Origin of the sequence: Bradyrhizobium sp. 62B (assembly GCF_030272265.2) — a bacterium.
Classification (GTDB): Bacteria; Pseudomonadota; Alphaproteobacteria; order Rhizobiales; family Xanthobacteraceae; genus Bradyrhizobium.
In genome coordinates this window covers 730,502-742,649 of the sequence record NZ_CP092841.2, presented here as the reverse complement: position 1 = coordinate 742,649, position 12,148 = coordinate 730,502, and the positions used below count along the sequence as shown (strand labels likewise).

Sequence of the window (12,148 nt, the reverse complement as noted above, 5' to 3'; positions counted from 1 at the left end):
ATCGACAGGGCAGGAATTCATCCCAATGTTCAACACGTTGAAACATGTCTCAACGCGCACGGCGTTGCTGGCGGCGACACTGTTCGCAACTGCAGCAGGCGCATTCGCGCAGGCACCGACCGAGGCTCAGAAGAGCGCCATCCGGTCCGCGTGCCGCTCCGACTTCATGGCGCACTGTTCGAGCGTGACGCCCGGCGGCACCGAAGCGTTTCAATGTCTGCAGAAGAACATGTCGAGCCTCTCGGGTGGATGCCAGACCGCGGTTCGCGCGATCGCGCCGCCCGCGGCTGCGAAGCCCGAAGCCGCTCCCGCCGCTGCGCCGAAGACCGAAGCGGCTCCCAAAGCGGAGCCGGCGCCGACACCTGCCGCGCCGAAGGCTGAATCGGCGCCCGCTGCAAAGCCGGCCGCTGCACCGCCGGCGCCGAAGACCGCGGCACCCAAGCAGCCGAGCAGCGCGCAACTTGCTGCGATCAAAAGCTCATGCCGCGGCGATTATCCTAAGGTCTGCGCCAGCGTGCCGCCGGGCGGCGCGCCGGCGCTCGAATGCCTGGAGAAGAACAAGGCCAAGGTCTCGCCGGCCTGCGAGAAGGCCGTGAGCGCCGCAACCGGCGGCGGCGCAGCGACCACCGCTGCGCCGGCGGCGGGTGCGGCGGCAGCGCCTGCCGCAGCCCCTACCGTGCTGGTGCTGCGCCCAATGCGGCCGCGCGAAGAACTGTTCGTGGCTCGATCCGCCTGCGGCGCCGACATCCGCACGATTTGCGCCGGCGTCGAGGTCGGCGCCGGTCGCATCATGCAATGCCTCGCCAGCAATGCCGCATCGCTTTCGCCGGCGTGCAGGGACGTGCTGGCCCCCTTCGCCGCGCGATAAGGCGGCACGCGACGATCAGCGGCGTGCGGCGGATGAATTCGCCGCACGCCTGCAACGACAAATCATTTTCAGACGTCCGATTTCGATCACGACAAGACCGGGAGGACAACATGCGTACATTGCTGCTCGTTGCTTCTGCGCTGCTCGCCTTCGGAGCGACCATGACCTTTGATGCCACCGACGCCAATGCGGTGGTGTGCGCCCGCGGGGTCTATCGCGCCGGCTGCGCCGGGCCGAACGCGGCCGTCGTGGTGCGCAAGCCGGTTCCGGTGGTCCGCTGCACCAGGGTGCTGGTGAACGGGGTCTATGTGAAGCGCTGCGTCTGATGCGCGAATAGCCAAGCCGGCGCGGTTTGGCTATGATTCCGGCCTGACGGTTCGGATGCACGCAAAACGTGTGTCCGGACGATGAGTTTCGGCGCGCCGGCGCCGGCGGATAATTCCGCTGGCGCCGGACGTCGGAGCACATTAGTCTACCCCTAGATAGTAAGTATACTGTCAATTAGGGAGGCAGACGTTGCGGATCGCCGTGATTGGCGGGGGGCCCGGCGGGCTCTACTTCGCCTATCTCTGGAAGAAGCGCCACCCCGAGGATCAAGTCGACCTGTTCGAACAGAACCCGGCCGACGCGACCTGGGGCTTTGGCGTCGTTTTCTCCGACCAGGCGCTGGAATTCCTGCGCGCCGACGACCCCGAGACGGTCGACGCGATCGCGCCGCATATGGAGAGCTGGGAGAACATCACGCTGAACCTCGGCGGCGACAGCGTCGCCATCGACGGCGTCGGCTTCTCCTCGATCGGACGGCTGGAACTGCTGCGATTCCTGCAGCAGCGCGCGCTCGGCGTCGGCGTCACGCCGCGCTTCGACACGCAGATCCACAGCATCGACCAGCTCAATGGCCACGATTTGATCGTCGCCGCCGACGGCTTGAACTCACTGGTGCGCCGCGCCTTCGAAGGCGATTTCGGCACCTCGCTGTCCTATTCCTCCAACAAGTTCGTCTGGTACGGCACCTCGAAGCGCTTCGACACGCTGTCGCAGACCTTCGTGAAGACCGACCGCGGCGCCTTCAACGCCCATCACTACCGCTACTCGCCGACCATGAGCACCTTCCTGGTCGAGTGCGATCACGCGACGTGGCAGGCCTATGGCTTCGCCTACAAGGACGTCGAGCAGTCCAAGGGCGTCTGCGAGGAGGTGTTCGCCGACACGCTCGGCGGCCGCTCGCTGGTCTCCAACAAATCGGTCTGGCGCAACTTCCCCTGGGTCTGGAACGAGCACTGGTCGTTCAAGAACATGGTTCTGCTCGGCGATGCCCTGCACTCCGCGCATTTCTCGATCGGCTCGGGCACGCGACTCGCCATCGAGGACGCCATTGCTCTGGTCAAGGCGCTGGAATCGGACGCGCACCTGTCGACCGCGTTGCATCGTTATCAGGCCGCGCGAAAACCGGTGGTGCAGAAGCTCGTCAACGCCGCGCGCACCAGCGCCTTCTGGTACGAGCATTTTGCCCAGCACATGCAGCTCGACCTGATGGACTTCGCCTACAGCTACATCACGCGCTCCGGCCGCATCGACGATGCACGCCTGCGCCACATGTCCCCGGCCTTCATGGCCCGCTACGAGGCCGCCAAGAACGGCGGAGACGAGGCATGAGCAACGAGATTTTCGACCAGGTGCCCGCCGACAGCGCGGGGGCACGCGAGATCGGCTTTGCCGTTCCGGAACTTTACAACGCCAGCCGCGTCCTGTTCGACAATCTCGGCAAGGGCCGTGGCGACAAGCTCGCGCTGTTGGGCCCCGCGGGCACGCGGACCTATGGCGAGCTCTGCGCGGACGCCTGCCGCTGGGGCAACGGCCTGGCTTCGCTCGGCATGAAGCGCGGCGACCGCGTGCTGCTGTTCCTCGACGACACCCCGGCCTATCCGGCCGCGTTCTTCGGCGCGGTGCGCGCCGGCTTCGTGCCGCTTCTGATCAACACGCTGACGCCGCCGGACCTCTTGCAATTCTATCTCGCCGATTCCGGGGCTGAAGTTGCGGTGGCGGAGTCCGAGTTCTGCTCGCGCTTCAATGCGGAGGCTTGCAAGGACACGAAGCTGGATACGCTGATCGTCGTCAATGGCGAGGTGCGCGACCATGCGGCGCCGAAAGCGGTAGCGGCGGCAGACTGGCTCGCACAATTCCCGGCCGAGTTGGCCGAAGCCCCCACGCATCGCGACGAGATGGCGTTCTGGATGTATTCCTCGGGGTCCACCGGACGGCCCAAGGGCATCGTGCATCTCCAGCACGACATGGCCTATAGCGAGGCCGCCTTCGCGCAGAGCGTGCTGAAGCTGACGCCTGACGACATCTGCTTCTCCGTGCCGAAGATCTTCTTCGCTTATGGCTTCGGCAACTCCGTCACCTTCCCGTTCTCGGCGGGCGCGGCGACGCTGCTGCTGCCGGGCCAGCCGAAGCCCGCGTCGATCTTCGCGGCGATCGCGCAGTACAGGCCGACGGTCTTCTTCGGCCTGCCGACGCTCTATACGTCGCTGACCAAGGCTGACGACGCGGACAAGACCGACTTCTCGTCATTGCGCATGGCGCTGTCCGCCGCCGAGGTGCTCTCGGCCGAGGTCTTCAACGGCTGGAAGACGCTCACCGGCCTCGAGATCGTCGAAGGCCTCGGCTCCACCGAGGTGCTGCACATCTATCTCTCCAACCGGCCGGAGCAGAAGAAGCTCGGTGCCGCAGGCCTGCGCGTGCCCGGCTACGAGGTCGCGCTGCGCGACAAGAACGGCCGCGACGTCGCCGACAACGAGGAAGGCATTTTGTGGGTGCGCGGCGATTCCAACACGCCGCTGTACTGGAACCGGCCGGACAAATCCGCCGAGACCATCCGCGAGGGTGGCTGGATCTACACCGGCGACCGTTTCGTCAGGGATGCCGACGGCTTCCACTTCTTCCGCGGCCGCGCCGATGATCTCATCAAGATCTCCGGCCAATGGGTCTATCCGCTCGAGGTCGAGCTGTGCCTCGCCGACCACCCCGAGATCCGCGAATGCGCGGTGTTCGCCGCCGAGCTGCCGGACCGCCGGATGACGCTGAAGGCCGTGGTGGTGATGAACAACCGCACGGTCAACCAGGGCGACGCGACGCGGCGGCTGCAGGACTATGTGAAGGGCAAGCTGCTGCCCTACAAATATCCGCGCGAAGTGATCTTCACCGACGAGCTGCCGAAGACCGGCACGGGGAAGATCGATCGGCAGGCGTTGTTGAGGATGTAGCCACTGCTATATTCTCGGTGTCGTCCCCGCCTAGTGCGCAATTGCGCACGGGGGCGGGGACCCATACGCCGCAGCACTCGTTGTTGCGCGAGATGGTCATTGCCTGTCTTCGCCAAACTTTTGCTGCGGCGTATGGGTCCCGGATCTGCGCTTCGCTTGTCCGGGACGACACTGAATATGGGGCACGAACATCGCCTCACTCACATCCCCTCACCCCGCCTTGCCCAAATGCTCCAGCGCATCTTCCGCCCGCAACGGCACGCGCGAGGCCTCGTTGTTGAGATCGACGAGTTGCGACATCAAAGCCATCAGCGTCTTGCGGTCGGCTGGCTTGAGCGGCTCCAGCATGCGCGCCTGGGCGCGCTCGACGGCGGGGATGATCTCGCGCAGAATCGCGGCGCCTGATTTGGTCAGGTAGAGCAGCTTGATCCGCTTGTCCTCGGGCGCCGGCTTGCGCTCGACAAAATCCTTGGCCTGCAGCCGCTCGATCACGCTGCCGAGCGTGGAGCGGTCGAAGGCGATCACCGCCGACAGCCGTGTGGCGTCGATGCCGGGATGGGTGTGGATCGCGATCAGCGCGGCATATTGCACCGGGGTCAGGTCGAACGCCTTGCACTCCTCCATGAAGATCGAAACCGCGATCTGCTGCATGCGCCGGAACAGATAGCCCGGCGCGGCATAGACCGCATCGATCGTGATCGGAGGAGGCGGCTTACTCGGCATCGGGCTGCTTCTCCGGTGCGGCCTCGGCGAACGCCGCCAGCGCCTTGGCGGCGGCCTCCGCCTTGAGCAGGCGCGGATAGGCGGAGACATCGACGCCGAAACGGCGCGCATTGGCGAGCTGCGGCACCAGGCAGAGGTCGGCCAGCGTCGGCGCATTGCCGAAGCAGAACGGCCCCGGCTCGTCCTTGATCAGCGTCTCGCAGGCCGACAGCCCTTCGCGGTTGACCCAGGCGGCCCACTCCTGGACCTTCTCTTCGGCCAGACCGAGTTCGCGCAGCCGCGCCAGCACTTTCAGGTTCTGCACCGGATGGGTGTCGCAGGCGATCGCCAGGGCGAACGCCCGCACCTTGGCGCGCTGCAGTGCATCTTTCGGCAGCAGCGGCGGATTGGGGTGCGTCTCGTCGAGCCATTCGATGATCGCGACCGATTGTGTCAGCACAGCACCGCCATCGTTCTCCAGCGCCGGCACGAGGCCTTGCGGGTTGATGGCGAGATAAGCGGGCGCACATTGCTCGCCCTTGCGCAAATGATGCGGCAAGTGCGCGGCCTTGAGGCCCTTGAGGTTCAACGCGATCCGCACCCGGTAGGCGGCGCTGGAGCGGAAATAGCCGTGCAGCTTCATTAGGACCTCCCTCTATCCTCTGTCATTTTAGGGCCTTGTACGCCGTCCCTCGCATTGACGCTACCTAGATCGTCAGTATACTGTCAATCAACAAAACGAACGGGAGCGCCGCCATGGAAGCCGTGACCAAGACGCCGGAGCGCGAGGCCTTCTACAAGAAGATCGACGGCGAGAACCTCACCGCGCTGTGGACGGTGATGAGCGATCTGATCACGCCGGAGCCGAAGAGCGCCTGCCGGCCGCATCTCTGGCAATTCGACGTCATCCGCGACTACATGATCGAAGCCGGCAAGCTGATCACCGCCAAGGAAGCCGAGCGCCGCGTGCTGGTGCTGGAGAATCCCGGCCTGCGCGGCCAGTCCAAGATCACGACCTCGCTCTATGCCGGCGTGCAGATGGTGGTGCCCGGCGACGTCGCACCGGCGCACCGGCACAGCCAGTCGGCGCTGCGCTTCGTGCTCGAAGGCAGGGGCGCCCACACCGCGGTCGACGGTGAGCGCACCGCGATGGAGCCGGGCGATTTCATCATCACGCCGTCGATGACCTGGCACGATCATTCCAACGAAACCAACGAGCCGATGTTCTGGCTCGACGGCCTCGACATTCCGCTGGTGCAGTTCTTCGACTGCTCCTTCGCCGAGGGATCGAAAGAGGACCAGCAGAAGATCACAAAACCCGCGGGCGACAGCTTTGCGCGCTACGGCCACAATCTGCTGCCGGTCGATGTGAAGCGGAGCTCGAAGACCTCGCCGATCTTCAGCTATCCCTATGCCTACACGCGTGAGGCACTGGAGAAGGCTCGAACGAGCCAGGAGTGGGACGCCTGCCACGGGCTGAAGCTGAAGTTCAGCAACCCCGAGACCGGCGATTTCGCGATGCCGACCATCGGCACCTTCATCCAGCTGCTGCCGAAGGGCTTCAAGACCGCGCGCTATCGTTCGACGGATGCGACGGTGTTCTGCCCGATCGAGGGTAAGGGCCGCAGCCGCATCGGCGACACTGTCTTCGAATGGGGCCCGCGCGATCTGTTCGTGGTGCCGAGCTGGCACTGGGTCACGCATGAGGCGGATGAGGATGCCGTGCTGTTCAGCTTCTCGGACCGGCCGGTGCAGCAGAAGCTGGATCTGTTCAGGGAAGATCGCGGCAATTCGTGAGACTCTCGTAGGGTGGATTAGCCGAAGGCGTAATCCACCCTCTTCGTTCGGCACACGCGGAAACAGAAGAGGTGGCAGCGCGGATTGCCGCTACCGCCAGTGCAGCAACCGCACCTCCAGCCAGCCGATCAGCTTGCCGACCGCGAGCCCGAACACCGACAGGATCACGACGCCCGCGAGCAGTTGATCGGTCTGCATCAGATTGCCGGCCTGCAGCACGAAGGCGCCGATGCCGTATTGGGCGCCGATCATCTCGGCGCTGACGACGAGGAGCAGCGCGACAGAGGCCGTGATGCGGAAGCCGGCGAGGATCGCGGGCAGCGCGCCCGGCCAGATCACCTTGCGCACGATGGTCGCGAAGGGGACGTTGAAGCTCTGCGCCATGCGGATGAGATTTCGCGGCACCGCATCGACGCCGCTATAGACCGAGATCGCGGTCGAGAAGAACACCCCGAGCGCAATCGTCGCGATCTTCGGCTCTTCGCCGATGCCGAGCCAGAGAATGAGCAGCGGCAGCAGCGCGATCTTCGGGATCGGGAACAGCGCCGAGATGAAGGTGATGCCGACGCTGCGCGCCAGCCTGGACAGGCCGATGGCGAAGCCGACGGCGACGCCCGCCGCCGTGCCGAGCAGCCAGCCGACGCCGATGCGCAGCAGCGAGGCCGACAGATGCTGCCAGAGCGCGCCGGAGATCGCGAGCTGATAGATCGCACGGACAATTGCGGCGGGTGTCGGCAGAAACAGCGCATTGACGAGGCCGGCACTGCCCGCGGCCTGCCAGATCGCGATGACGATCGCGAGCGCGATCCAGCCGCCGTAGCGGCTCGAGGCCGGCACGAAGCCGGCGCCGCGGAAGCGGACGCGCCGGGTTGCAGCGTCTTTCGCAATTTCGGCCGGCGCGCGATCAAGCATGCTGGACCTCGCGCTCGGCATCGATCGCCTCGTTGCGGATCAGCGACCAGATCTGGTTCTGCAGCGCCAGCAGTTTTTCGCGCGCTTCAGCCTCCCCGCGCGCCGCGCGCGTCATCGGCACGGTCACGACCTCGCGGATGCGGCCGGGCCTGCGCGACAGCACCACGATGCGGTCGGCGAGCCGCGCCGCCTCTTCGAGATTGTGGGTGACGTAAACCGCGCCCATGCCGCCATCGGCGAGCAGGCGGACGAAGTCTTCCATCAAGAGCTCGCGGGTCTGCGAATCCAGCGCCGACAGCGGCTCGTCCATCAGCAGAATGGCCGGCTTGACCGCGAGCGCGCGCGAAATGCCGACGCGCTGGCGCATGCCGCCGGAAAGCTGTTTCGGATAGGCTTTGCGGAAATCAGTCAGCGTCGTGCGGCGCAAGGCGTCCTCGACCAGCGCGCGTCGCTGCACGGCCGAAAGCTGGGTGTGCAGCAGCGGGAATTCGACATTCTCCTCGACCGTCGCCCAGGGCAGCAGCGCAAAGTCCTGGAACACGAATGTCAGCGGATTGAGGCTGTCCGCTGGCGGCGAGCCCCGGAGCTCGGGCGCGCCGGAGGTCGGCTGCAACAGTCCGCCGAGGATCGACAGCAGCGTGCTCTTGCCGCAGCCGGAAGGCCCCACGATCGCCACCACCTCGCCGGCGCCGACGGTGAAGGAGACATCGTCGAGCACGGCGAGATCGCCGAAGCGGTGGGTGATGTGGCTGGCGATCAGGTCCATGAACTGGTTTCTGCTCTCAATCCGCCTTCACATAGTCCTTGGCGATGATCGCCTCCGCGTCAAAACCCTTGTCGGCAAAACCCTGCTCCTGCAGCCATTTGATCTGGTTGTCGACGTTCTTCACATCCAGCTTGCCGTCGGGGTCGATATAGGCGCAATTGCCGACCACCTGCTCGACCGGCAGGTTGGTGTACTTGGCGATGATCTCCAGGAGCGGTTTCGTCTTGTCGTTGATGGGCGCGACGCCGTCCTTCATCGCGGCGAGGATGACGTCGTGATATTCACGGTCGGCCTTGGCGAGCGCGCCGAGCAGCTTGGTCACCAGCGCCTTGTTGGTCAGCGTTTTCGGCGAGGCGAACACCGCGCCCAGCTGCCACGGCGTCTCGTCGCCGACCCAGCCCAAGAACTTCGCGCCGCCCTCGTCCATCAGCTTTCGCGCGGTGGAGATCGGCAGCAGCGCGGCATCGACGGTCTCGCCCTTCAGCGCGGCGGCCGCATTCGACAGCGATTGCAGCGGCACGATCTTCACGTCCGCGAGCTTGAAGCCGTATTTGTCGGCGAGCAGGCCGAGCGAATAGTGAAAGCTCGATCCGACCTGCGTCATCGCCACGCGTTTTCCCGCGAGGTCCTTCGGCGTCTTCAGCCCGGCGGCGTAAGCGTTGTTGCTGGCGAAATAGCCGATCAGGGGATAGCCGGCTTTCTCGCGGCTCATGCCGCCGATCACCTTCAGCGTGCCCTTGCCGGCAAGATTATAGAGACCCGCGGTGAAGGCGGTGATGCCGAAATCGACGTCGCCCGAGGTCGTCGCGACCGCGATCGGCTGGGCCGCATCGAAGAATTTCAGCTCGACGTCGAGGCCGGCCTCGCGAAAATAGCCCTTGTCCTGCGCGATGAAGACCGGCGCGGAAGAGGACAGGCGCAGCACGCCGATCCTGGCCTTCAACGCGTCCTCGGCCCGCGCCGTGCCAATCGCCGTGATCGCCAGAAGGCCCGCAAGCGCGAGCCGCACCATCCCGATCATCCCGTCTCCTCCGCCGTCGTTGTCTTGGTCGTTCTATTGCAAGCCCGTCACAAACCTTCAGGCACCGCCTGGTCCCGGCCGATGAAGGCGCCCTGTTGTTTCAACGTTTCCTGCAACTTTTCAATGGGGATTTCGCGCGGGATCCGGTTTCCGGAGAGCGCCAGCGCGGCGGCGGAACCGGCAGCCTCCCCCATCACGAAACAGGCACCGGAGACTCGCGCCGCCGACTGGCCCTCATGGGTCATGGAGGCGCAGCGGCCGGCGACGAGCAGATTGTCGACGCCCTCGGGGACCAGCATCCGGTAGGGCAACTCGTTATAGCCACGCGATTCCGGGATCGGCGGGAAGGTGAAGACGACATCGCCGGGAACATGGGCCTCGATCGGCCAGTCATTGACGCCGATGGAATCCGTAAACGAGGCACAGCCGAGCACGTCCTCGCCGCTGAGCTGGTAGCCGCCCGTGACGCGGCGGGTCTCGCGGATGCCGAGCTGCGGCGGCAAATCGACGATGTAGGACTTTTCAAAGCCCGGGACGGTGCTGCGCAAAAACTCGTATGCGGCGAGCGCCTGCTTGCGGCCCTCGATCTCGCCGCGGGTGAGATCGTCGGGCTCGACGCCGTTGATGGCGTGACCGTCCTCGCGCGCCACTTGCGTGAAATTCACCCGCCATTCGATGCCGGATTTCTGCGGCCGCACGATCGCGCTTTTCCGAGGGAATTTGTGCGTGCCGGCCGCGGTCGCCTTCTCCATCAATTGCGGGATGGTGCGCCAGGCGTCGCCCGCCCTTTCGGGATCGATGCCGTTGAGACGCAGCATCATCGAGGGATAGAGCGGATGACCGTCCGCGTCGCCGATCTCGAAGGGCGCGCCGGCCCACACCGCGAGGTCGCCGTCGCCGGAGCAATCGATGAAGATCTCAGATCGCACCGCTTGGCGGCCGGCCTTGGTCTCGACCATCAGCGCGTCGATACGGCTGTCATCGCTCATCACGACACCGGCGCCGAGCGCATGGAAGAGGATGTGCACCTTGTGGCTGGCGAGCAGCTCGTCGGCCGCGATCTTGTAGGCGGCGGTGTCGTAGGCCTGGGCGAAGACCTTGCCGAGAATCAGATGCGGCGTGTTGAGGCCACCCAGCCGATCGATCCGCGCCAGCAGCTCGGACGCCATGCCCTGCACCAGCCGCCGGTGCTCGCCATGGACATTGCCATGCAAGCCGCAGAAATTGGTGACGCCGGCCGCCGTTCCCATGCCGCCGAGAAAGCCGTACCGCTCGATCAGCAGCGTCTTCCGCCCGGCCCGCGCAGCTGAGGCCGCCGCGACGATGCCGGCGGGACCGCCGCCGAGCACGACGACTTCATATTCGCCATAGAGCGGCACCTGGCGTGCCGGTTCTTGGATCGTCGTGGCCCGCATGGCGCGTCCCTTCCCGAATTTCCTTTGCTTGGGGCGACTATGAATTAACGCGCGGCGAGCTACAATCCACCAAAATACGCGATCAGCTTACGCGAATCGAGAAAGGTCGAGATGGACATCCTCGTGAACCTGCAGGCCTTCCTCGCCACTGCGGATGCCGTCGGCTTCTCCGCCGCCGCGCGAAAGCTGGGGGTCTCGACCTCGGTGGTCGCAAAGCGCGTCACGCAACTGGAGGCGCGGATCGGCACGCCGCTGTTTCACCGCTCGACCCGGCAATTGCGGCTGACCGAAGCCGGACAGCGCTACGTGCATCGCGCGCGGGGCGTCGTCACCGATGCGACCGACCTGCTCTCGCGCATGGGCGAGAAGGGCCACGATCTCGTCGATCACCTCCGCATCAAGGCGCCGACCTCGCTGACGGTGGCGCGCCTCGCCGATGCCTTCAGCGCGTTCCAGACCCAGAACCCGAAGCTCAAGCTCGATATCGTGCTGATCGATCGCCCGGTCGATCCGGTCACCGAAGGCTTCGACATCGCCATCGGCGCGTTCCCGCATTCCTTTGGCGGCGTGGTCGATGAGCCGCTGTGCGCGCTGAAGCGGCTGCTCTGCGCCTCGCCGGCCTATCTGAAGAAACACGGCACGCCGAAGCATCCGCGCGATCTGGTCGAGCATCGCTGCCTCAGCTTCCTGCCGACCGGCCCGGAATGGGTCTTCGACGGACCGCGCGGCCGCATCAGCATCCAGGTCAGCCCGCTGCTCTCCTCCAACGAGGGACACGTGCTGGCGCGCAGTGCCGTCGCTGGCAACGGCATCGCGCTGCTCTCGCATTATCTCGTCGCCGACGCCCTGCGCGACGGGACGTTGAAGCCGGTGCTGCGCGATTTTCCGATTCCGGAATTGTGGGTGAAGGCGGCGATCCCGGAGCGGCGGCGCAACGCCGCCGCGGTGCAGGCGCTGCTGACACTGCTGAAAACGTCACTCACGCCGTCGCTGTAGATGGCGGTGCCGTAGCCCGCATGCAGCGCAGCGGAATGCGGGGACCTGGTCCCGGATTGCGCTTCGCTCCATCCGGGCTACAGGCCTGCCACAAGACGGGTTGCTCTTACCCGGCGGACCTGAGAGAAGGCCGCCATGGATTCGACATTCGTGAAACTCGCCCTGCTCATCCTGGCGATCTCCGCCCCTCCCGCGGCGGCCATCGAGCAGAACTGCCGCTTCATCCAGGCCAAGCTCGAGCGCGAAGCCTGCTACAAGCGGCAGGAGGACGAGCTCGCGGCCAAGCGCAAGCCCGCGCCCGCGCCCGCGACCGACGAGAGCAAGACGCTCGAAACGCTGCGCCAGATGCGGCAGGACGACGACGCCGTCTATCGCAGCATCAACAACATCTGCCGCGGCTGCTGA

The 12,148-nt window shown here is 65.6% G+C and carries 13 protein-coding genes; 7 read left to right on the top strand and 6 right to left on the bottom strand.

Annotated features, from left to right (window positions below; genetic code table 11):
• Positions 1-25: 25 nt before the first annotated feature.
• From ML401_RS03510 to ML401_RS03495, 4 genes are all read left to right on the top strand, one after another.
• The gene (locus tag ML401_RS03510) at positions 26-868 is read left to right on the top strand and encodes a cysteine rich repeat-containing protein (protein WP_285809822.1); all 843 of its coding nucleotides are present in this window, start codon (positions 26-28) and stop codon (positions 866-868) included.
• A gap of 110 nt (positions 869-978) precedes the next feature.
• A complete protein-coding gene (locus ML401_RS03505; RefSeq protein ID WP_194405690.1) occupies positions 979-1,194 on the top strand; it encodes a hypothetical protein in 216 nt (71 codons plus the stop codon).
• 190 nt (positions 1,195-1,384) lie between these two features.
• Positions 1,385-2,524, top strand: a complete 1,140-nt coding sequence (locus ML401_RS03500) for an FAD-dependent monooxygenase (protein WP_211418819.1) — start codon at positions 1,385-1,387, stop codon at positions 2,522-2,524.
• Entirely contained in the window at positions 2,521-4,134 is a 1,614-nt protein-coding gene (locus ML401_RS03495) for a benzoate-CoA ligase family protein (RefSeq protein ID WP_285809819.1), read from the top strand. The genes ML401_RS03500 and ML401_RS03495 overlap by 4 nt, the downstream gene beginning before the upstream one ends.
• Positions 4,135-4,344: 210 nt before the next feature.
• Here the strand turns inward: ML401_RS03495 and ML401_RS03490 are convergent, their stop codons facing one another.
• Together ML401_RS03490 and maiA are read right to left on the bottom strand one after the other, a co-directional pair.
• Positions 4,345-4,857 carry a MarR family winged helix-turn-helix transcriptional regulator gene (locus tag ML401_RS03490; protein ID WP_211418821.1) on the bottom strand — a complete coding sequence of 171 codons (513 nt, stop codon included), beginning with the start codon at positions 4,855-4,857 and terminating at the stop codon, positions 4,345-4,347.
• Entirely contained in the window at positions 4,847-5,479 is a 633-nt protein-coding gene (maiA, locus tag ML401_RS03485) for a maleylacetoacetate isomerase (protein WP_211418822.1), read from the bottom strand. Before maiA ends, ML401_RS03490 begins: the two co-directional genes overlap by 11 nt.
• A 113-nt stretch (positions 5,480-5,592) precedes the next feature.
• On the opposite strand from maiA, the gene gtdA reads away from it, so the two are divergent.
• Complete coding sequence (gene gtdA / locus ML401_RS03480) at positions 5,593-6,633, top strand: gentisate 1,2-dioxygenase (RefSeq protein ID WP_212065802.1); 1,041 nt, start codon at positions 5,593-5,595, stop codon at positions 6,631-6,633.
• Between the two features lie 90 nt (positions 6,634-6,723).
• On the opposite strand, the gene ML401_RS03475 is transcribed toward gtdA, so the two are convergent.
• Genes ML401_RS03475 through ML401_RS03460 form a run of 4 tightly spaced genes read right to left on the bottom strand, consistent with a single transcriptional unit; the run spans position 6,724 to position 10,747 of the window.
• Positions 6,724-7,545: an ABC transporter permease gene (locus tag ML401_RS03475; protein WP_063198012.1), complete on the bottom strand. Its 822-nt coding sequence runs from the start codon at positions 7,543-7,545 to the stop codon at positions 6,724-6,726.
• Entirely contained in the window at positions 7,538-8,311 is a 774-nt protein-coding gene (locus ML401_RS03470; RefSeq protein WP_063198014.1) for an ABC transporter ATP-binding protein, read from the bottom strand. Before ML401_RS03470 ends, ML401_RS03475 begins: the two co-directional genes overlap by 8 nt.
• A gap of 16 nt (positions 8,312-8,327) precedes the next feature.
• On the bottom strand, positions 8,328-9,332 hold the full coding sequence (locus ML401_RS03465) for an ABC transporter substrate-binding protein (protein WP_212065801.1): 1,005 nt from the start codon (positions 9,330-9,332) through the stop codon (positions 8,328-8,330).
• A gap of 47 nt (positions 9,333-9,379) precedes the next feature.
• Positions 9,380-10,747 (bottom strand): FAD-dependent oxidoreductase, encoded by a 1,368-nt coding sequence (locus ML401_RS03460; protein ID WP_285809810.1) that lies wholly within the window; start codon positions 10,745-10,747, stop codon positions 9,380-9,382.
• 111 nt (positions 10,748-10,858) lie between these two features.
• Between ML401_RS03460 and ML401_RS03455 the strand changes: the two genes are divergently transcribed.
• Positions 10,859-11,743 (top strand): LysR family transcriptional regulator, encoded by an 885-nt coding sequence (locus ML401_RS03455; protein WP_285809808.1) that lies wholly within the window; start codon positions 10,859-10,861, stop codon positions 11,741-11,743.
• 135 nt (positions 11,744-11,878) lie between these two features.
• The gene (locus tag ML401_RS03450; RefSeq protein WP_285809807.1) at positions 11,879-12,148 is read left to right on the top strand and encodes a hypothetical protein; all 270 of its coding nucleotides are present in this window, start codon (positions 11,879-11,881) and stop codon (positions 12,146-12,148) included.